Annotated in this window: 15 protein-coding genes; 8 read left to right on the top strand and 7 right to left on the bottom strand. The window is 67.5% G+C overall.

The genetic code is table 11. The annotated features are described in order from the left end of the window. The 8 genes from VFQ05_10680 (at position 1) to VFQ05_10645 (ending at position 9,097) form a co-directional block, all read left to right on the top strand. Positions 1 to 882, top strand: coding sequence for a methyltransferase (locus tag VFQ05_10680; protein HET9327230.1), 882 nt, complete (start codon positions 1 to 3; stop codon positions 880 to 882). Continuing rightward, positions 879 to 1,766, top strand: a complete 888-nt coding sequence (locus VFQ05_10675) for an exosortase/archaeosortase family protein (GenBank protein ID HET9327229.1) — start codon at positions 879 to 881, stop codon at positions 1,764 to 1,766. Before VFQ05_10680 ends, VFQ05_10675 begins: the two co-directional genes overlap by 4 nt. Then, positions 1,763 to 2,407, top strand: a complete 645-nt coding sequence (locus VFQ05_10670) for an EpsI family protein (GenBank protein HET9327228.1) — start codon at positions 1,763 to 1,765, stop codon at positions 2,405 to 2,407. Before VFQ05_10675 ends, VFQ05_10670 begins: the two co-directional genes overlap by 4 nt. Beyond that, the gene (locus VFQ05_10665; protein ID HET9327227.1) at positions 2,404 to 3,255 is read left to right on the top strand and encodes a hypothetical protein; all 852 of its coding nucleotides are present in this window, start codon (positions 2,404 to 2,406) and stop codon (positions 3,253 to 3,255) included. Before VFQ05_10670 ends, VFQ05_10665 begins: the two co-directional genes overlap by 4 nt. Beyond that, entirely contained in the window at positions 3,252 to 4,748 is a 1,497-nt protein-coding gene (locus tag VFQ05_10660) for a hypothetical protein (protein ID HET9327226.1), read from the top strand. Before VFQ05_10665 ends, VFQ05_10660 begins: the two co-directional genes overlap by 4 nt. Before the next feature lie 10 nt (positions 4,749 to 4,758). After that, positions 4,759 to 6,930, top strand: coding sequence for an XrtA/PEP-CTERM system histidine kinase PrsK (prsK, locus tag VFQ05_10655; GenBank protein ID HET9327225.1), 2,172 nt, complete (start codon positions 4,759 to 4,761; stop codon positions 6,928 to 6,930). Beyond that, positions 6,930 to 8,348, top strand: coding sequence for a PEP-CTERM-box response regulator transcription factor (prsR, locus tag VFQ05_10650; protein ID HET9327224.1), 1,419 nt, complete (start codon positions 6,930 to 6,932; stop codon positions 8,346 to 8,348). The genes prsK and prsR overlap by 1 nt, the downstream gene beginning before the upstream one ends. Positions 8,349 to 8,479: 131 nt before the next feature. Then, positions 8,480 to 9,097, top strand: coding sequence for a PEGA domain-containing protein (locus tag VFQ05_10645; protein HET9327223.1), 618 nt, complete (start codon positions 8,480 to 8,482; stop codon positions 9,095 to 9,097). Between the two features lie 277 nt (positions 9,098 to 9,374). On the opposite strand, the gene ileS is transcribed toward VFQ05_10645, so the two are convergent. The 7 genes from ileS to VFQ05_10610 all read right to left on the bottom strand — a co-directional run bounded on the left by ileS (position 9,375) and on the right by VFQ05_10610 (position 21,430). After that, positions 9,375 to 12,170, bottom strand: coding sequence for an isoleucine--tRNA ligase (gene ileS / locus VFQ05_10640; GenBank protein HET9327222.1), 2,796 nt, complete (start codon positions 12,168 to 12,170; stop codon positions 9,375 to 9,377). A 137-nt stretch (positions 12,171 to 12,307) separates the two neighbouring features. Then, positions 12,308 to 13,564 carry a PilX N-terminal domain-containing pilus assembly protein gene (locus VFQ05_10635; protein ID HET9327221.1) on the bottom strand — a complete coding sequence of 419 codons (1,257 nt, stop codon included), beginning with the start codon at positions 13,562 to 13,564 and terminating at the stop codon, positions 12,308 to 12,310. After that, positions 13,561 to 16,578 carry an SdrD B-like domain-containing protein gene (locus VFQ05_10630; GenBank protein HET9327220.1) on the bottom strand — a complete coding sequence of 1,006 codons (3,018 nt, stop codon included), beginning with the start codon at positions 16,576 to 16,578 and terminating at the stop codon, positions 13,561 to 13,563. The genes VFQ05_10635 and VFQ05_10630 overlap by 4 nt, the downstream gene beginning before the upstream one ends. Further along, complete coding sequence (locus VFQ05_10625; GenBank protein ID HET9327219.1) at positions 16,578 to 16,994, bottom strand: prepilin-type N-terminal cleavage/methylation domain-containing protein; 417 nt, start codon at positions 16,992 to 16,994, stop codon at positions 16,578 to 16,580. Before VFQ05_10625 ends, VFQ05_10630 begins: the two co-directional genes overlap by 1 nt. Positions 16,995 to 17,002: 8 nt before the next feature. Further along, a complete protein-coding gene (locus VFQ05_10620) occupies positions 17,003 to 17,482 on the bottom strand; it encodes a prepilin-type N-terminal cleavage/methylation domain-containing protein (protein ID HET9327218.1) in 480 nt (159 codons plus the stop codon). Between the two features lie 218 nt (positions 17,483 to 17,700). Continuing rightward, positions 17,701 to 18,651 (bottom strand): M23 family metallopeptidase, encoded by a 951-nt coding sequence (locus VFQ05_10615; GenBank protein ID HET9327217.1) that lies wholly within the window; start codon positions 18,649 to 18,651, stop codon positions 17,701 to 17,703. Between the two features lie 73 nt (positions 18,652 to 18,724). Further along, complete coding sequence (locus tag VFQ05_10610) at positions 18,725 to 21,430, bottom strand: M6 family metalloprotease domain-containing protein (protein ID HET9327216.1); 2,706 nt, start codon at positions 21,428 to 21,430, stop codon at positions 18,725 to 18,727. Between the last annotated feature and the right edge of the window lie 92 nt (positions 21,431 to 21,522).

Genomic DNA, 21,522 nt, shown 5'->3' with positions numbered 1-21,522 from the left:
GTGCGCGAACGAACGCCGGTTCCGGAGTCCGAGGTGCGGGCTCGATTCGAGCGCTTCCAGCGCTGGACCATCGAGGTCGAGTATCCGGCTCGCGAGCAATTCCTGAGCGGTCCCGTCCTCGACGCCTTCGCCGATTACTACCGCAAGCTGCCGGCGCCCGGCGACGAGGCCGCCATTCGGCATTGGCTGCAGGGCACCTGGCGCGCCGACTCCGGCTGGGTGTCGCGCTGGCTCGGACGGCGCCCCAATCCCGCCGTGCTCGACGCGGGCTCCGGCTTCGGGACGTTCGCCATGCTCTACGCCGCGGTCGGTGCCGACGTGACGGCCGTGGATCTTCGCCCCGACCGGCTCGAGGGCGCCGAGCGGCGGCTCGAGTTCTACCGGCGGTCGACGGGGGAGGCGCTGCGGGTTCACAACCAGCGCGCGGATCTCACCCGTGAGTGGGACCGCGAGTACGACCTGGTGTGGGTGTACAACGCCCTCTCTCACATCGATCCGCTCGATCCCTTCCTGGCCGCCACCCGGAAGCACCTGAAGCCAGGCGGGGTGCTGGTCGTCGGCGACATCAACGGCGCGCATCCTGGGCACCTCGCGCGTCTGGCCAAGCTGCGCCAGGAAGTGCACCAGGAGTACGTGGCGCCGGACGGCCAGCGCCACACCTACGCGGTGGAACGCACGTTTCCCCCGGAGGAGATGCGCGAGGTCATGATTCGTAACGGCCTGCGGGTCGTGCATCACGAGCTCTACTGGCGCGGCATGGCGGCCCTGCCCGACCTGCTGTACGGCGGCATCCTGCGTCCCCTCCAGACCCGCTGGACGCTCGGCCGCCGGATCGCGCGCCGGCAGCTCATCGTGGCGACTCGAGACCGAGAAGACCAGTGACCGTCGACGTCCTCCAGGCGTCACGACCGGCGCGCGCCCGGACGGCTCACCTGGTGGCGGCGCTCGCGATCGCGCTCGCGATCGGGGTCGTGTACCACCGCACCGCGGGGGCGCTCTGGCAGGCGTGGCAGTCGGACGATAACTACTCGCACGGGCCGCTGGTTCCCCTGGTTTCAGCGGCTCTGGCGTGGAGAGCCCGGAGAAACTTCGAGGCGGCGCCTTCGGGAACCGACGCCCGCGGTCTGTGGCTGATCGCGCTCGCTTGCTCGCTTCAGGTCCTCGGCATTCGCGCCGACGTGCTGGCGCTCCAGTGCTACTCGATGCTGATCATGGTGTTCGGTCTCTCGCTGGCCTTTCTCGGTCCGGCCCGCACGCGGGTGCTCCTGTTCCCGCTCGGTTACCTGGTCTTCATGATGATCTTTCCGCCCTTCGTGGTGACCCAGCTGAGCTACGCGCTCAAGGAGTTCACGGTGGCGCTCGCCACGCGCATGGCCGAAACCTGCGGCGTGCTGCTGCAGCGGAGCGGCATGACGCTGTTCCTGAGCGGGGGCCCTGTGCGCATCGAGAATCCATGCAGCGGCCTGCGCTCGTTGGTGGCGCTGCTGGCCACCGGCGCGGTGTTCGCCTACCTGCAGCCGGGCGGCATCGCGCGGCGCGGGGTCCTGTTCCTCTCCGCCGTCCCGCTGGCCATGCTGGGCAACGCGCTGCGGATCGCCGCGATCCTCGTCGTCGGGCATTACGCCGGCGTCGACCGCGCGACGGGCGCCTTCCACGACCAGTCCGGATACTGGGTCTACGCGCTCGCGCTGGCGGGACTCCTCGTCATCCGAAACGCCCTCATGCCGCGCGGCGCTCGAGACATGGCTCGAGAGGCGGCAACGTGAGCCGGCTCCTGGTCACACTCGCGCTGCTCGTGGCGACGGCGTGGTACGTCGTGGCTCACCCGCCTGCGAATCTCGCAATCGGCAAGGGCGCCTTGGCGGCCTGCCCCACGCAGTTCGGGCCATGGAACGGGACCGAGCTGTCATTCGAGAACGCGGTGGTCGAGAACCTCGATGCGGACGACTTGCTGGTGCGACGCTACGCGCGCGGCGAGGACGTCGTGTGGCTTTGCGTCGTCTATCACCAGCGGCGCCGCTACGGGGCGCACGATCCACGGTTGTGCTACGAGTCGCAAGGCTACGTGCTCGATCCCGAACGCCGCATCCGGCTCGCCGAGACCACGGGTCCGACCCTCGAGGTCAATCGGTTCGTGGCGGAGAAGCCGCGTGACCGTCGCGTCGTCTACTACTGGTGGACGACTCGCGGGCTCTCGACCGCGGACGCCGGCGCGTTTCGAAACCGCATGGCCCTGAGCGGAGCGCTCGAGGATGTGTCCTGGGGAGCGTTCGTGAGAGTCGAGGCTCAGGTCCGGGACGACGAGGGCGCCGCCGACCGCATGGCCGTGGACTTCGCTCGCCGCGTCGCGGGCGCGCTGCCGGCGGTCTTCGCTTCCGCCGATCCGGCTCTTGGCACGGCGCGATGAGCGCGCTCGAGCAGATCGTTCTGGCGTTCCAGAGCCTGGCGCACGCCATTCGCGAGATCTTCCGTCCTTCGCTGTGGGTGCCGTGGCTCGCGGTTCTCGCCGTGCAGCTGCTGGTGATCGGAAGCCTCTGGTGGTTCGCCCATCCGGCGGTCTCCTGGCTGCTTGCCCCCGTTCTCGAGCGGCTGGCGGGCGAGAGCGCGCTGCGCTACCCCAACATCTTCCAGCTGATGCCGGAGCTCTATGCGCGGGCCGACGTGCTGATTGCAATCCTGGTCGGCGCCATCGCCGGCGGCGCGTCGACCACGCTCTTCGCGGCCGTGTTCGCGGGACAGCCGCTGCTTGCAGGACAGGGGTTGCGCCGTGCTCTGTCGCGAGCGCTTCCACTCGTGCTCGCCAACCTTCCACTGAGCCTCCTGCTGCTCGGTTTCTCGTTCGGTCTCGAGTGGTGGCTCGCGGAGCGCGATGGGCCGGCGTTGATCGCCCGCCTCGCGCCGATCCTGACCATCGGTCTGGCGGTGATGCTGCAGGCGCTCTTCCTGTGGGTGAATCCCCTGCTGATGCTCGGGCGATTGAGCCTGATCGAGACCCTGGCGTCGCTGCCTCGGGCTGCATCCCACGGGGCATGGGCCGCGCTCACGATGGCGGCCGCCGCCTCGATCCCGCTGCTGCCGGTGCAGATGCTGGCCCATGGATCGAATCGGATCGTCAGCCACGGCACTCCCGAGATGGTGGGGTGGCTGGTGGTGATGCAGGCGCTGATCGCGATCGTGACCGCATTCGTGCTCACCGGAGGCAGCGTGCTCGCGTACCAGAGCCTCGTCGGTCCCGCTCTCGAGGAGGAACTGTGATCGCGCGCCGCGTCCTGCTGGCGCTGGCGCTGCTCCCGCTCCTGGGATGTGGTGATCCCGATCTGTGGGCGCGCTACCAGGCGGAGCGTGGATTCTGGCAGGCGCGGCGGATGGTCGAGCGCATCCAGGTGAAACCGTCGCTGGCGAGCCTCGCGGACTACCAGGCGGCGATCGACGCCTTCGCGGCGGTCGAGCGCCGCTTCCCGCTGCGCGAGTGGGCGAAGCCGGAGCGCGTGCGCAGCCGGCGCGCGCGCGACGTCGCGGCGACTTCGGGCGATGCGCTGATCGCGATCGGACGGATCGAGGAATCACGCCAGCGCTATGATCGGGCCGCCGAGGTCTATGCCAGCGCGGCGAGCGATCTCATCGCGTTGCCGGTGGTCCGGCTGAAGGCGCTGATGGCTCAGGCGGCGTTGTTCGACCGCACCAAGGACTCGACTCACGCGCACCAGGTGTTCGTCGAGATCGCGCGCACGGCGCCGGCGGTCGATCCCGATCTCGACGAGCCGATCGAGGCGGCGGTTCAGGCCCCGCTGCGGGTCGCCGAGGAGCTGAGACATCGCGGCGCCTTTGCGTCCGCCGATTCATTGCTGCTTCTGGCCGAAGAGCGGCTGCTGCCCGAAGCCACACGGCGAAAGGGCCCCGGAACCGGGACGCTGCTTTGGCTCAACATCGGCAGACTGCGCGCGGCGAGAACGGGAGCGCTCGATTCCGCGCTCGACGCGGTGCGTCAGGCGCTGGCCCAGGCGGCCTCGCGCGCCACCCGGGCACGGCTGATCCTGACGCTCGGCGAGTTCTGTCTCGAAGGAGGTCGTCCCGACTCGGCGCTGGTCTATACCGCATGGGCGAGCCGGGGTTTCGGCAACGAGGCCACGGTGAGCGCCATGTTGCTGACGGCCCAGGTCTGGGAGAGTGTCGACCTCGACTCCGCCGTCGCCGCCTACGGCAGGTTCATCGACCGGTTCCGCAACCGCGATCCTTCGGTGATGGCGGCCAAATTCCGGCGGGCCGAGCTGCTGGAGCACCAGGGCCTCTGGCTGCAGGCCCGGGCGGAATTCCGGGGACTGGCGACTTCGAGCGCGACCGACGAGTATTCGCTGCGCGCCCACGAGCGGATCGTGCTCCATCACCTCGAGGCCGGGGAGAAGGAGATGGCGAGGATCGAGGCCAACCGTGCCATGGAGGCCATGGACCACCTCTTGACCACGGTCCAGGACGACGCGACTCTGTTGCGGATTCGGCAGGTCCGGGCCCAGATCCTCCTGGACGTCGGGAGCTGGGAGAAAGCTTGTGCCGCGCTCCAGGTGCTCTGGAGTCACTACCCGAATCTCGAGCTCGGCGCTCAGGCGGGCTTTCGCGCGGCCGAGCTGGCCGAGCGCGAGCTGAGGGACCCGGGGCGAGCGCGAAAGCTGTACGAAGAGCTGGCGACCCGGAGTCAGAACCTGGCCGACCAGGCGAAGGCGCGCCGCCAGCTCGAGCGGATGCGTTCATGAACGAGGCGGAATGAACATCACGCTGTCACCCATCCAGCTCGCGGTCGTGACCGCCAGCGCCATGCTGGCCGCCGCCATCGGCGTGCTCGCGACCCTGCGGCGGGGACACTGGCTGGTGACGCTGCTGTTCTCGTCGGCGTTCCTGTCCATGGCCGCCTTCCAGGCCGGGACGCTCGGCATTCTGCACGCCGAAGGCGCGGCGAGCGCCCGGGTGTGGGCCACGTACCTCGCGGGAGCCTCGGCGCTGGCCTCCTGGCTCTGGCTCTGCCTGAGCGTGGTGCTGGCCCGGCCTCAACCCATCCATCAGCTCCGTCAGGCCGTCGCCTACCTGGCGCTGGCCCTGGCGGGCTGCGTGACGCTCTTCTTCGTCGCCGGCACGCGCTACGTCGTCAATCGGGTCCAGGGGCTCGGGTCCGAGGCGGTCATCGTGCTCGGCGGCATGGGCAAGATCTACCTGATGTACCTGGTGGTCGTGATGGTCGCGGTGCTCATGAACCTCGAGAGCATGCTGCGGACCGCTCCCGCCAGCGCCCAGCGGCGTCTGCGCGCGCTGTTCGTCGCCTTCGTGATCGGGATCCTGTCGGAGCTGCTGATGGTCTCGGCCGGTCTGCTCTACGGCAGCATCCGGGTGGAGTGGATGGTCGCCAGCGCGGTGCCGATGTTCGTGGCCGGCGTGATCACCGCGCTCGCGCTCGCGCGGCAGAGGCTGTCCGACATGTCGGTGCCGGTGGCACGTCCGGTCATCTACTACTCCTCGGTGTCGCTGACGCTGGCCGGCGCGTTCCTGCTGACCATGGCGGTGCTGTCCAAGGTGCTGCCGGTGCTGTCGCCGGAGTGGAAGCGCTCGGTGAGCCTGGCCTTCTATGCGCTGGTCGGCGGCGGCGGCCTGGTGCTCATCTTCAGTCCCCGCGCCAACCGCCTCGTGAAGCGATTCGTGGACCGGAACTTCTACGCCAACCGCTACGACTACCGGCGCGAGTGGGAGCGAGTCAGCCGCGGGATCGCGCCGACCGGGCGCCTGGAGGACATCGGCCGCCAGATCGAGACGCTGCTGCGCAACGTCTTCGACACCGAGCGGATCGCGATCCACCTGCGCGACGACCTGGTGGGAGGATTCCACCTGGTTCATCCCGCGCCGGGCAGCCCGCTGCACGCGGTGGCGCCCAGCGTGCGCGTGGACAATCCCATCGTCGCCGAGATCGAGCGCTCGCGCGCCCCGCTCGTCTTCCGCGATCTCGCCCAGGACCTCGAGCTGATCCCCGTGGTGGCCGAGAACCGTCCGCTGGTCCAGGCGCTGAACGCCGCCGTGTGCGCGCCGCTCCATACCGGCGATCAGCTGGTGGGACTCTTGTGGCTGTCGGAGAAGCGCACCGACGACGAGTACTCGTTCGAGGACGCCGAGTTCCTGGGCGCGATGTCGAGGCAGCTGGCGGCGGCCCTGTGGTTTGCTCGGCTCGGCGAGCAGCTGGCGGAGACGCGCCAGCTCGAATCGCTGCACCGCCTGTCGACGTTCGTGCTCCACGACATCAAGAACCAGGTCTCCGGTCTCTCGCTCGTCGTCGAGAACGCGCGCCGGCACCTGACCGATCCCGAATTCCAGCGCGATGCGATGCAGGTGGTGGAGCGTACGGTCCAGAACCTGAGGCAGCTCATGAGTCACGTCGCGGGCGTGGCGCGGCCCACGGTGATTCGCCCCGACGAAGTCCAGGTGCGCAAGATCGTCGACGACGCGATGACGCAGTCGGGGCTCGCGGAAGGCGACAACGGCGGCATTCGCGTCCGGGTGCGGTGCGGGCAGGATCTGCGCGTGGTGGCCGATCATGGACTGATCGTGCGCGTGCTCATCAATCTGCTGACCAACGCGCGCGAGGCGGTCCAGGGAACGGGAGAGATCGAGATCGGCGCCGCCACCGAGCCGGGAGACCGAAACGGGGGCCGGCGGCTGACGCTCAGCGTGAAGGACAGCGGCGCGGGAATGACCGAGGAATTCGTCCGCCAGTCCTTGTTCCGGCCATTCGCCACCACCAAGGCGTCGGGCCTGGGCATCGGGTTGATGCAGAGCAAGGCGATCGTGGAGGCGCATGGCGGAACCATCCGGGTCGAGAGTCGGCCAGGAAGCGGCACACGTTTCGAGGTGAGCTTGCCCGAGCGGCCGAACGGAACGCCGTCAGGAGGACACTGATGTCGCGCGACAAGATCCTCATCGTGGACGACGAGCAATCGATCCTGAGCCAGCTGAAGTGGGGTCTCTCCGAGGAGTACGAGGTCTACACCGCCGCCACCGCCGACGACGCGGTGAGACTGCTGCGCGAAGCGCGCCCGGCGGTCGTGACGCTGGATCTGGCCCTCGGCGTGCGCGGCGCGGAGCGCGAGGCGGGCATGGCGCTGCTGGACGAGATCGTGGACGCCTATCCCATGACCAAGGTGATCATGGTGACCGGCAACGATAGTCGCGAGAACGCGCTCAGCGCCATCCGCCGCGGAGCGGTGGACTGGTATGCGAAGCCGATCCAGCTCGAAGAGCTGAAGACCATCCTCCGGCGCGCCTTCCACGTGCACCGCATCGAAGCGCAGAGCTCGCCCGGAGTTCCGGTGGGCCGCAAGCGCTACCACCGGCTCGTGGGCGAGTCGGAGCCGATGCGCAAGGTCTTCTCGCTGATCCAGCGAGTGGCCCCGACCGACGCCACCGTACTGGTGCTGGGGGAAAACGGGACCGGCAAGGAGCTGGTCGCGCACGCGATCCACCAGGCCAGCCGGCGCAAGGACGGACCCTTCATTCCGATCAGCTGCGGCGCCATCCCGGACGCGCTGCTCGAGAGCGAGCTGTTCGGTCACGAGCGCGGCGCCTTCACCGACGCGTACCGGACGCGGGAGGGGAAGTTCGAGCTCGCCAGCGGGGGGACGATCTTCCTCGACGAGATCGGCGAGCTCCCGGTGCAGCTCCAGGTCAAGCTGTTGCGCTTCCTGCAGGACCACATCATCGAGCGAGTCGGCGGGCGGGAGCCGATCCGGGTGGATGCCCGCGTCGTGGCCGCCACCAACCGCGATCTCAAGGCGGCGATCGCCGCCGGCGGATTCCGCGAGGACGTCTTCTATCGGCTGAGCGTGCTGACGATCCAGGCCCCGCCGCTCCGCGAGCGCGGAGACGACGTGCGGATGCTGGCGGAGTACTTCCTGGAGTTCTACTCGAAGCATCACAAGCGACGCATCCGCGGCTTCACGCGCGCCGCCCTGCGCGCGATCCAGGCGCACCCCTGGCCGGGAAACGTCCGCGAGCTCGAGAACCGCGTCCAGCGCGGGGTGATCCTGGCCCGCGACGCCTATCTGCGGCCCGAGGACCTCGAGCTGGCCGAGCCCATGGAAGAGAGTCCACGCACGCTCCAGGAGGCGCGAGACGACGCCGAACGCCGCCTGCTGGTCGATGCCCTGACCCGCAATGCCGGCAACATCACGCGCGCGGCACGGGACATCGAGGTCAGTCGTCCGACCTTCCATGACCTTTTGCGCAAGCACGGGATCGAGGCCGAGCGGTTCCGCCACCCGGGCGCCCCCGCCGTCGACGAGGGCGAGGAGAGCGACGAGGCATCGACCGGCGCTTGACCGGCCTTCCCGTCGATCGTTAGCGTCGAAGGCAAGTGAGAGCGTCTCGATTCGCATCGGTCCTCGCGGCTCTCGGGTGCCTGGCGGCCTCGATCGCATGCTTCCCTCGAACCGCATGGGGGCAGGGGGACTTGCCGCCGTCCGCGAGCGTGACCGTGGTCTCGCGGCCTTCGGGGGCCACCTGCCGCTTGAAGGGGGACCGCCTGCTGAGGGGGCGGACGCCCCTGACCCTCAGGAATACCCTCGCCGGACGCTATGAAATAAGGGCCGTCGATCCCGCCTTCGAGCGATGGCAACGCACCATCGAGCACGACGGGGCCAGCCACGACACGGTCTGGATCAGCCTCAACCCCAAGACCAAGACCCGCGCCGTCCTCCGTTCAGTAGGGCTCCCCGGATGGGGACAGTTCTATTCGCAGCGACCGACGGCGGGCTGGATCTACATGACGGGTGCGGTCCTGGCCTTCGGCGGTTCGATCGCCGCCCAGGTTGCCTACGTCGATCGGCAGGAGGAAATCGACGACGCCGAGACGCTCGAGGAATGGGAAGAAGCCGTGGCCCGCGTGGAGGAAGCGCGGGACGTCAGGAACACGCTTCAGGTCACCGCCGCGGCCTTCTGGATCGTCAGCGCCATCGACGCGGCGGTGTTCTTTCCGCGCTTCGAGAGCAAGGGACTGACGGCAGGTATCGAGCTTCAGCCCATTCCAGGCGCCAAAGGCCTGAAGCTGGCAGCGAGGATTGATTTCTGATTCGTGAAGGGGTCTAGATCCGGGACGTTGACACCAATGCGAAGCGCCTCGTGCACGAGCACGAGGCGCCGCTAGTTTTAAGGGGGGACGTCGTTCGCTGAATCGCGGGCCGCACGCGAGTTTCGTTGAACTAGCCCCCCCAGGCACATCCCGAATGACACCAGGATAGATGCCCTCCTTCGGGACACGATCTTATTTTTTTCGGCTGGATTCCAGACGAGCCCAGACGAGCCGTTCTGCAACGTTTTCTGGACAACATCTGAACATCCGACAGCTCTCAGCGAGCGGTCGATGGCAAGGTTTGCAGAACGGTCAGACATCGCGAGCACAGTGGATCGCCACCGGCGCGCTGTTCCACGTCTTCGCGATGAGTCCAGCATCGCTCACAGCGAGTCCATGACGTTCGCTCGGCGCGGATCTGCATCTCGCTTACCCCGGAGTCGGCCACCAGGGTCCCACGGGCCACCATGAGAAAGCCCGCCAGCTCGTCCCGGTAGGGCTCCAGCCGCGCGATGGTCTCGGGCGGGCCGGTGATCCGAACGTCGGCTTCCTGGGTCGTCGCCAGCGTCTTGGCCGCCCGCATGGGCTCGAGCGCGGAGTTGACGGCCGCTCGCAGCGCGTTGAGCGCGGCCCAGGCTTCTTCGGTTCCCTCGACCTGGCGGACGGCGGGCCATTCGGCCAGATGGACGCTGTCCTGTTCCTCGCGGAGCGAAGGGTGGCTCTGCCAGACCTCCTCGGCGGTGAAGACCAGGAGCGGAGAGGCCGCGATCGTCAGATCGTGGAGCGCGCTCCATAGCACCGTCTGCGCGGAGCGGCGTGCCAAGTCGGAGGCCGAGAGCGTGTAGAGCCGGTCCTTGGTGACGTCCAGGAACACCGAGGAGAGATCCACGGTGCAAAGCTCGAGCAGGGAGTCGGCGACGCGATGGAAGGCGTGGCGTTCGTAGTCCTGACGCATGCGCGCGACCCGGAACGCCAGGTGAGCCGCGAAGGCCTGGTCCACGCGCTGGATCTCGGCGACAGGAACCGCGAGCGACGGATCGAAATCGTGAAGATTTCCAAGCAGGAAGCGGAAGGTGTTCCGGATCTTGCGGTAGGCGTCGGCCACGCGCTGGAGGATCTCGTCGCCCACGCGGACATCCGAGCGCCAGTCGGTGGAGAGCGCCCACCACCGCACGATGTCCGCCCCCAGGCGATCGATCACCTTGAGCGGGGACACCACGTTCCCCAGCGACTTGTGCATCGCCCGGCCCTCGGCGTCCAGCACCCACCCGTGGGTGAGCACGTCCGTGAACGGCGCCCGGCGCTCGATTCCGACACCGACCATCAGTGACGAGTTGAACCAGCCGCGATGCTGATCGGGGCCCTCGAAGTAGATCACTCTTCCACCGGCGAGCGCCTGCTTCCACGGAGGCGCGAGCTCGGGATGCGTGGTCTGGATCGCGCGGTGAGTCGATCCCGAGTCGAACCACACGTCGAGGATGTCGGTCTCCTTGCGGAACGGACCACTCCCTCCGCAGCGGGGGCAGCGAAGTCCGGGCGTCACGAAGTCGGTGACCGGACGTTCGAACCACACGTCCGAGCCGTGCTCACGCGTGAGCGCGGCGGCGCGATCCACGACCCCGGCGTCGAGCCAGCCTTCCTCACAACCTTCGCAGTAGAGCGCCGGGATCCCCACGCCCCAGCTGCGCTGGCGCGAGAGGCACCAGTCGGGGCGCAGCCGGACCGCGTCGCGGATGCGGTTGCGCGACGAAGCGGGCTCCCATCGCACGTTCTCGTCGATGATCTCGAGGGCGCGATCACGGTGCCCGTCATGATCGATGATCATGAACCACTGCTTGGTGGCCCGGAAGATCACGGGCTGATGGCAACGCCAGCAGTGAGGATAGGCGTGGCGGAACGTGGTGGCCGACAGCAGCCGGCCGCGCTCGCGAAGCCAGGCGATGATGTCATCGTTCGCTTCGAGCACGCTTCGCCCCACGAATGGCTCGGCGCCGGCTGTGAATCGGCCGGCTTCGTCCACCGGGCTCGCGACCTCGAGCCCCGCGCGTTGCCCGACCACGAAGTCCTCTTTGCCGTGACCGGGAGCGGTGTGGACCAGCCCGGTGCCTTCCTCGAGGCTCACGTACGGCGTGCCGTCGACGATCCGTGAGTCGTTGCCCCAGGGGGCTTCGAAGATGAGGCCGATGAGATCGCGCCCCCGCACGCCGCGGTCGATCGTTGGTCCCGGCGCGCCCAGCGTCTCCGCCACGCTCTCGAGCCGTGCCTTGGCGATCAGCAAGCGCCGATTCGAAATCTCGGCGACCACGTATTCGGCGTCGGGATCCACCATCAGCGCGCGATTGGCGGGCAGCGTCCAAGGGGTGGTCGTCCACGCCACGGCGCTCACGCTCGAAGAGGAGCCCAGCAGTCCGCGCGGATCCTCACGCAGCGGGAACGCCACCAGGATCGACGGGGAGGGATCGTCCTGGTATTCGATCTCCGCCTCGGCGAGGGCCGTGCGATCGGTGGGACACCAGTGGATCGAGCGCAGTCCTCGCTGCACGAATCCTTTCCGCACCAGCGCTCCGAAGGTCTCGAGGATCGCGGCTTCGAAGTGCGGGTCCATGGTGAGGTAGGGATGCTCCCATTCTCCCCAGATCCCCAGACGCTGGAATTCCTGGCGATGAACGCCGACCCAGTGCTGCGCGAACTCGCGGCAACGCTTGCGCAGCGTGACGCGGTCGGGCTCGACCTTCTTCTCACGGAACTCGCGCGCCACCCGGACCTCGATCGGCATGCCGTGGTTGTCCCAGCCGGGCACGTAAGGGGAGTCGTACCCCATCAGTGAAGCGGCGCGCACCACCGCGTCCTTCCAGATCTTGTTCGACGCGGTGCCCATGTGGATGTGATCGTTGGAGTAAGGAGGGCCATCGTGCAGCAGGTGCACCTGGCGCCCGCGACGGGCATCGCGGAGACGGCCGTAGAACCCATGCGTCTCCCACCACGAAAGGCGCTCGGGCTCGCGCTTCACCAGGTCCGCCTTCATGGGGAAATCGGTGCGCGGAAGGTTCAGCGTGTCCCGATAGCCGGCCATGAATGCTCTCCCCGCCGCCAAAAGGAAATCGCCCCACGATCGAACCGTTGGGGCGATGGTGCGCTCCGCCTGCCTGCTCGTCCCCGTCGTTGCCTTCGGGGCCGGACGTTAGGCGGGGACCCGCGGAAGGTCAAGCGTCAGGGGATTTCGCGCCACGCCAGCGTCATGAACTGCTGACCGTACTTGGTGATGTTCTGCTGGACGGCGTCGCGACTGTAGAGCACCACGCAGCTTCCGCTGGCGATCTTGATCGGACCCTTCCCTCGCACGATGAGCGCGCCCAGGATCCAGGTGTTGCCGTTGACCTTCAGGTCACCCTCGATGTAGATCAGGCCGCGGAACGTGAAGTTGCCGTTGAGGGTCGCGTCGCCATCGATGTAGAGGAAGCCCTCACCGTTGGCGCCGTTGTAGGCGAATATGCCCGACTGGTCCTGGTGCGTGGCGTTGTTGTCCAGGTAGAAGATCCCATTTGGCGTGAGGGGGGGAATGGTGATCGGCGGGCCGATCCACGCCCAGAACTCGGCCTGAGTGAGGCCGAGGGCGTCCCACGGCCCGGTGTAGAAACCGGCGCCGTTGTTGTCGCTGTTCTTCACCGGATTGCCGCCCTGTTCCGCCGAGCCGCCGCTGGTGATCGGCTCTTCGCTCCAGCTTCCCGGAAGGTCCGCGACATTCAATTCCCACGGGACACAAGGCCCATTGGGGCCCGCTGGGGCACCATGGACGCCATCGGTATAGGACGGCGTGTCGAGGCGGTGGTTGTAGCCGCAGACCTCGGCGCTGCCCGAGAAGTCGATGCCCTTCTTGGCCGACATCGCCGCGTTGCAGATCACGTTGTAGGGGCGTGGCACGACCTCGGTCTCGATGCGCCGGATGTCGTTGCCTTTCCTCCCGCGAGCCGTGACCACCCAGATCGGGAATCCGGTCAGGTAGTTGATCGGCGGGTTCAGATTCTGGTCATAGCGGTAGATCACGGTGCGCGCCGCGTCCGTCTTGTAGCGCACCGTGAGCACGTCAGCGGTCTTGTTGGCCGTGCTGTAGTCCAGCCATTCACCCGCGGGCTGACCGGTTCCCATGGCGAACGTATCGGCGCCGACCGGCGGAATGCTGCCCGGATTGGCCAGGAAGATCTGCCCGACCGTGCGGGGGTTCAGCGTATTGGGAATGTCGCCGTTACGAATGCGCGAGAGCGCCTCGCCCACTCCGGCCTCGGCGATGTTGAGCGCCGAGGCGTGACGCGCGCTGTGGCCGGCGATCTTGGTTTCCACCTGCAGCGACACCATGAGCAGCACGGCAAGCAGCGACATGGCCAGCAGCACCATCAGAGCCATGATCAGCGCGATCCCGCGCTCGCCGCGCGCGATCTTCGGAGCTGGATTAGAGCGTCGTGGAATCATCGGATGAACACCACCAGGGCGCCCGTCAGAGCTGTCACCTTGATGCCGGCGGCCACATCGGTGAGGTAAGGCGGCAACGGCGTGACGGGTTGTGTCCCGAAGTTGAAGTTGTTGACGGTCAGCGCCGGCACCATGTTGATCACCGAGCCGGCGGAGGGGTCGCTGTCGACCGCGGGCAGCCGGCCGGAGTCCATCGACAAGACGCGGAGCCCGCCCACGTAGCTGGTCTCGTTCTCGCGCCAGCCCATGGCCAGGTCGTCGTGCCCGACCACGCCGCCGAGGTCGGCGGCCACCAGCGACAGCGGAATACCCGGTGCGATGTAGGAGCGCTGATAGGCGAAGTTGATCACGCCGGCGAACATCAAGTTCTTGAACTCCTGGAGCTGCCCGGCGCCCACGCCGGTCTGGAGCCCGACGATGATGTCGGTCAGCGAGTCGTAGTCCACTTTGGTGGCGGCGATGCAGGTCACGGCGCCGAGCAACGGGAACGATTGCGCCAAGGTGAAGCGCGAGGAACCGGAGGACTTGCCGTTGTTGCGGAAGATCATGAGCTGGCCGGTGTAGCTTCCGGTCTTGGTGCCTACGATCAAATCTTTGAGGCCGTCGCCGTTCACGTCGGCGGCGGTCATGGCGTTGACCTCGCCCATGGACGCCGCCGCCAGGCCTCCCGAGGTCGGATAGGTCTCGAGACGTGAGTAGATGGGCGTGGTCGCGTTGTTGCTGAGCCACAGCTCGACCGAGCCCTGGTTCGCCGTCGGCGACTTGGTCCCGACCAGGATGTCCACCTGATCATTGGTGGACGATCCCGCGCAGTCGAGAGTCAGCACCGACTGCACGTCGCCGAGATTGGACGTGGTGTAGGCCTGGTTATAGGTCGTGCCGTAATAGCCCTCGTTGCCGCCCGAGTTCTGGTTGAGCCAGACGAAGAAGTTGCCGGGAGTCGCCTTCCGTGTTCCCGTGACCAGATCGGGCCGCGCCTTGGGCACGTCGCTGTCGAGGGTGTCGAGCGCGACCGACAGCACCGATTGCGGCGCATTGCGGGTATACGAAGGGTTGGGATCGAAGATCGGCGTGCTGTCGTACTGGTTGTACCAGATCGATACGTTGTCGGTGCCGCCGGCATCGGCGCCCAGCACGATGTCAGGGTCCCGCCGCGCGCCGGTGCCGCCGTTGTCGCTGCCCTGTTTCTCGATCAGGTCGCGGCTGGCGAGGCTCAGGACTCGGCTGGCGTTGAGCACGATGACCTGGTAAGCGGACATGCCGAAGTTCTTGTTGGTCTGAGTCGAGCCCGCGGTGACCCAGATCGGCGAGATCGAAGTGGTCGATGTCGGGTAGAAGCCGGGCGGAATGATCACCATGATCGCGTAAGGGGTGGTCGCGGGCGGCGAGTTGATCGGCACGTCGACGCTGTAGTTGCCGGCGCCGTCGGTGTACTTGTAGCCCTGGATCGTCAGACCTCCATCCTTGGTCACGCCCACCCACACGTTGGCGATGCCGGGCTCTCCGCTGTTCATCACGCCGTCTCGGTTGTTGTCGCGATACACGGTGCCCTGGATCGTGCCAACCGCGGTCTTGGTGAGGCCGAACTCGATGGACGCCGAGCCTCCATCGGTCATGCTTCCCGTGACCGGATTGAGGGTCGTGAACGTGAAGGAATCGGGGGCGGAGGCGGTCACCGTGAAGCTTCCCGTCTCCGCGAACAGCGTGGCCGTGCCGGAGCTGGCGGTGTAGCCGATCTCGCCGCCGGGCGACATCTGGAGGCGCACGTTCTGGAGTCCCGGCTCGCCGGCGTCGCGAATACCGTCCGCGTTCAAATCCTCGTAGGTCATCACGTAGACCCAGCCGCCCGGCGTCGCCGCGTCCGCGAAGTTCACGGTGGCGGTGGCGCTCGCGGCGGGGCCGAGATTGACCACGGTGCTGTCCGGCGTGTTCGTGCCATGGTAACCCGGGGCCGAGGTGTGCTTGACGGTATAGGTGCCGGAGCGCACCCGGAACAGGTAGTACCCGTTGGCCGCGGTCGTGGTCGAGTACGAGCCGCACCTGACGAAGGCGCCAGGGATCCCGGGCTCGGTCGCGACCTGCTGGGTGCCGTTGCCGTTCACGTCGTTGAAGACGTAGCCGTCGACCGGATACTCCTCCATGCCGAAGTTGGGCACGTTGCGGATCGAGTTGATCTCGGTCCGCATGCGCGACTCGGCGTAGTTGCCCTTCTTGTCGGGTCGTGCGGCGGGAGCGACGACCTCGACCATGATGCGCTCGATCGCCGAGAGCTTGGTGACCGGCAGTGGCCCGTTCGACCAGTCCCAGGGCGTTTTGCTTCCTTCCAGATAGACCTGGAACATCGCGGGAACGGTGCCGCCGGGCCGGCGCACCAGGGTCACTCGCTCCGTCTGGCCACCGTTGTAGCTGGCGATGTCGCCGGTCGAATCGCCATAGATCTGCCGGACCAGGACGTAGTCGTTGGGGTTCGGGGTCCGCCGCGCGTCGATGCCGTTCGCGTGGGCGATGTCGCTCGCGTTGACCTGCCCGTCGTTGTCCACGTCCAGCGTCCAGCGCACGACCTCGGCGCCACGCCGGTACTTGATCGGCGGCTGCCAGACGGTGCCGTTCAGCGGGAAGGGACGCGGTGAGCCGCTCGGGTTGTAGGCGAGCGGCGACTTGGGCACCGTGTCCGTGCCTGCCGTCGCGGGCTGCAGGTCGGCGTTGATCAGCACCTGCAACGAATCGATGTAGGCGATGGGGGGCTGGGGGGCGGCGGCGTAGTAACGATCCACGCCGTAACCGGCGCTTCGCAGGTCGCGGGTCAGCATGTCGAGCGCCACGCGGGCAGCCTGCGAGGCTTCGATCTGGTTCGACGTGCTCACCTTGCTGCTCTGTGCGGCGCGCATCATCACCAGCAGGATCACCATCACCGCCGCGAGGACGGTCAGCGTGATCATCAGCTCGATGAGCGTGAACCCGCGGGGAGCGTGCCGTCCCTGGCCTCGGATCAGGTGCTTGGGCAGCGGCATCATCATCGCCTCACGTACGTCACGGTGCTCACCGAGCGATCCATGTCCTGGTATCTCCAGTTCACGGTCACGGTGACTTTTCGAAGGTTGTCGAGCGGGACCGCCATGACGTCGACCTGGTAGAAGCGGAGCCAGGTGCGGTTCGTTCCCAGCGTCTCGAAGTCGGCGACGGGGTGGCGACCGATGCTGAGCTCTGGATCCGCCCAGTCCTTGCCCGCCACTTCCTCCACCTTCTCCTGCGCGTAGTAGTTGGCGCTCGAGAACAGGCGGTCGCGCACCTGGCCGCGCGTGCCCGCGGGGAAGAGCTGACTCACGGCCATCAGGCCGATCGACAGGATGACCAGCGCCATCATCAGCTCGACCAGGGTGACGCCTCGGTCCGACCCTGGGCATTGGGCAGAGCTTCGCGGGGGGCGCATGGCGTGGCCTATTGCGTGAGCACCAGGCCCGAAGCCTGGATGCTGACCGTGTCGCGGACGCCGCGCCGGTCCTGGAGGATGATGAAGCCGGATGCCGGGCTGGTGCCCCATTTGGCGCGGCCATCCGTGGTCATGTCGATCCACGACATGGTGCCGGCGCCGGTGAAATATTGAATGCCCTTCGGAAACCGCCAGTTGCCCGTGGTCTGGGCGGTCATGTGATCGATGATGAAGTAGTCGCCGTTGCTGACCGTCGTGAAGTGAAAATGCTGATTCACGCCGGTGGCGATCGCGCGCTCACGTCCGAGCCGGATCTGCCCGGCCAGATTCTCGGTCGCGGTCTTCAAGTGATAACTGCCCGAGAGCTGGGTCACCGTGGGCACCGCGAGGGCGAACAGGAGCCCGAGCAGGAGAAGGGTGACCGCAACCTCCACCAGCGTGAAGCCGGTCGAGCAAGATTTCGCAATATGGCAACGCCCGTTGAGCATAGAGTCCCCAACGAACAAGCAGTGGGTATGCCAGGGAGAGGGCAGGGCGGCCGCGTTCCCCCGGCGATGCGACGGTCATCGGCGCCAAGCCGTCAAAACTTGAGGGTTACGCGGTCATCACCGGGCGGCGTCGGTGCGAAGCGCGACCGCGGGTCGCGGGATCGAGATGCAGAGTGCCCGGCCGTCTCTCATGCACTGCATGGCTGAGCGGCTTCGGTTCAGCGCCCGGAGAAGTCGCTCATGACGAGCGCGAGCTCCGCGATCGTGCAAAGCGCACGACGCGCGCCCAGCTCATCGGGATCCCGCGAGGGATCCCGCATGCCCAGCCGCCGGTCGCAATCGGAGCGCCGTCGCGCGTTGGCGGTGGTATCCCGTGGCAGACAGAGGCCGGCCTTTCGAAGTCGGTCCAGATCGCGGGCGATCTCGCGCCAGGTCACCGGCTCGTCGGCCTCGGAAAGCGCCGGGGGAGGAGGACCCACCAGGTCCTCCCCCCGGCAGCCTGCGGCGGCGACCGCCCGCCTCCAGCGCTCCCGCGTCACCATGGTCTCCCCGTGCTCGCCGGGCGTGACGATGCCTGCGCACTCCGCCCACTGGAGATAGGGGCGGGCCCAGGTCGAATCCCGCTCTCGGCTCGGAAGCGCCGCGGTGACGAACCGGACTGGATCGAGCGTCGGTGACTTCTCCCAGCGCTCGTCCCACAGGAAAGGCTTGCGGACCTCGAAGTGAAGATGCGGAGACGTCGCCGTCCCCGACCTTCCGACGAGTCCCAGCGGCCGGCCCATGAGCACCGATTCGCCGGGAGAGACGTTCAGCGACCCGCGCGCGAGATGCGCGTAGACGCTCATCACCAGACTTCCATCGGGAAGCCGGTGGGCGAGAACCACATGAAGACCGTACCCGCTGCCCGCGTCCTGGGCGGCGACCACGATGCCGTGGGCCGCGGCTCGAACCGTGTCGCCGGCGGTGCGATTGGAGATGTCCGCGCCGGAGTGCCGGTCGCCGCGGCTCTGGATGTTGCGCGTCACCTGGAAGGGCTGCTCGCCGAAGGGCCCTGCGCTTCCGATGGCCAGGGGATCCCCCACCGGAAACGTCCAGCGGCCGGCCACGCACCAGCGATTCGAGATGTCGGGGCTCAGCGGAAGAAGGCCGCCGAGAAGAAGCGGGCCCATGGCGGCGAACACGAGTGGCGAACCGTCAGCCCGGCCGGTTGCCGAGCGCGAAGGCCCCCTGCGCATGCGGGGGTCAGCGCAGAACGACGACCCGCAACTGCGCCGAGCTTTCCTCGTGACGCGCGAAATAGACGCCAGGCGTCCAGGACGAGGTCTCGCTTCCCGGAACCTCCGCGCGCCAGCCTTCGGATGTCGTCCTGAAGGTCGCGCGAGCCACTCGGCGACCATGGAGATCGAAAACATCGAGCGTCCCCCGCGGCGGCCTGCCGTGACCGAGGAACGATAGCCGCTTTCCGGCACGCAGTGGATTGGGTCCGGCCCGGATTCCGGCGATCGCCACATTCGGCTCATCGTCCACCGCGGTCAGTGGCTGAAGCACCATCCTGCGATCGCGCTCCATGAAGACCGGCATGCCCTGGACGTAGGCGGTGTACAACACCGTCAACGACGTTCCATCGCGAAGGAGGACCATGGGTCGCACCGCCACGCCATCTCGAGCGGTCACCTCGGTGTTGCCCATGTCCCATCCACCATTCGAGCGCCATGCCTTGTAGAGGACCTGGAAGGCCCCGGAGGTGGCCGCCTCCATGACGACGTGCACGCCTCCCGCGGGATCTTCGGCGATCATGAAGTCCTGGATCGGCTGACCGCGACGCACCAGCACCGTGTCGCGGATGAAGAACCCGGCGCGCTGGTGGAAATGGAGCTCGCTGCCGCCTCCGCCCGTCGTGGCCCACAGAGCGTTCAGATTGCCCTGCTGGTCCACCATGGCGTGGACGGTCGGAAGGACGCCGCCCTGCGGCTGGATGAGTCGCCGGGCCGGGCGCACGCCGGAGTCCGGATGGCAGTGCGCGAACCACACGCCGACCTGGCTGCCGCCCTGGTCCACCCACAGCGCATAGCTCGATCCGTCCGGAGCGAGCGCCAACGCCGGCATGTCGGGCACCGTGCCGGGGGCGGAGACCGGCCAGGGGTCGCCGAAAGGGGAGAGGTAGGTGAAGCGCATGAAGTAGATCCGGACTCCATTGCCGTCGCTGTATTGCCAGACGAGCTGCACGCTTCCGGTGTGGTCAGCCACCATCGCCGGCGCGCGGGAGAATCCTGGAAGGTCGGTCAGTCGCCGCTCCGGAGTCCACACGCCGCGGATGCGCGAGCGGAAATAGAGCTCCTGCGGACCATGCCGCGCGTCGCTCCACACGATGCAGATGTCGCCGCCGGGGATGGTGCACACGGTGGGCTCCACGGCGCCCGTGAGGGACTGGCTGATGGTGACGGGAGTCTCCCACACGCCATCGGCATGCCGGGTCCGAACGACGACCTGCGGAATGCCGCCGAGGTATTCGCTGCCGACCGCGACGATGCCGCCCCCTTCGAGCATCACCGCGCGCGTGCCAGGGCCGGTGCTCGGCATCGGGTTGTACGAGGCCGTGGACTGGACTCGAGCGGGAAGCCAGCCCGGAGACTGGACCTGCGCCGTGAAGCCGACGTTGTCCCCGATCATGACGATGTCCCGCAGCGCGACATTGGTGATGTTGCCGAGCCGCGATCGAGTGTTGGGCCATGTGTCGTCGGCCCAGCGCGTGATGCCGGAGCTGCCGGGCATCGGATCGGCGGGGTCCCCGCGGTTGATCCCCTGGAAGAGATCGGTCCGGCCATCGCCCTCGATGATCCTCAGCGCGGGGAAGAAGCCGTTGTTCACCCGGTTGGAAGGGATGCCGGCCGCGATCTGCGCGTCGTCGACCTGATAGACCAAGGCGCCTTCGCTCGGGAGGTTGCGATCGAAGCCGAGCCGTTGGCGGTTCTCGATCAGGAAGTGCTCGGGATTGGATTCCCCCTGGAACCAGAGCTCGAGGATCTGCCCGCCCGTCTCGATCGGTGTCAGCGTCATCAGCGTGTCGCGCGTGGGCCGGGCCGCCGTGCGCCATCCCAGGTAGAGCATCGGCCAGGCCCCGAGATGGGATGGATACTCGGGTGACTGGCTGTCCGTTCCATAGGCGCCGGTGGACATCAACGACCAGCCTCCGGGCCCCACGTTCGGCGGATGCGTGAGCGGCGCCGTGTCGTAGAGGTCCGGCAATCCGAGCGCGTGACCGAACTCATGGCAGAAGACGCCGATCTCCGCGCGAGATCCTGCGCGGAAGGCCGACAACTCGGGGAGGATCGTGAAACGGTCCACGCGCACCTTGAGCGCCGTGCCGGGAATAAGGTCGCTGGTCGTGAAGGATCCCGCTCCGCTCCAGTTGGTCAATCGAGAGGTGATCGACCAGAGATCCTGGCGCGTGACGACGTTCTCCCCGCCCAGTCCCGAGTGGACCACCCACAGCATGTCCACGTAGCCGTCCTGATCGCGGTCGAAGTCCGACCAGTTGACCTGGGTGTCGCACTTGCGTAGGGCTTCGAGGACGGCGCCCGCGCTGTTCATCGGAGTCGTATTGCCGAGTCCCCAGGAATTGCCGGCATAGAATGTCTTGCTCTCGTCGAGGCGGACGGTGGCCACGACCTTGCCGATGATCTTGAGCCGGCTGCCGGAAACCCAGTTGTAGTAGTCGTACACCGATCCCGTGGCCGTCACGCCGGTGGTGTCGAACAGGGCCCGGTCCCACTCTGGCGCGCTGGGGTAGGTCAGCCCCTGGTCCGGGAAATCGATCAGGATGACCGGGATGAACCAGGTCCCGGCGACGATGCTGGTCCCCAAGGCGGGAGTCGACGGGACTTGGAACCGGCCGTCGTCGAAGGCCTGCGACACGACTGCGGGGACGTTCCCGGCCCGGGTGGGCATCACCGCTCGAGCGGGTCGCGGGAGCGCCAGGGAGGCGGCGCAAACGGCCGATAGAAGAAGGAAATGCTGGTGAAGCCTGGGCAATCGCCACT

The organism is Candidatus Eisenbacteria bacterium (assembly GCA_035712145.1).
GTDB lineage: Bacteria > Eisenbacteria > RBG-16-71-46 > RBG-16-71-46 > RBG-16-71-46 > DASTBI01.
Note: the sequence above shows the minus strand (reverse complement) of the source record. Positions and strands in the feature narration are given on the sequence as shown.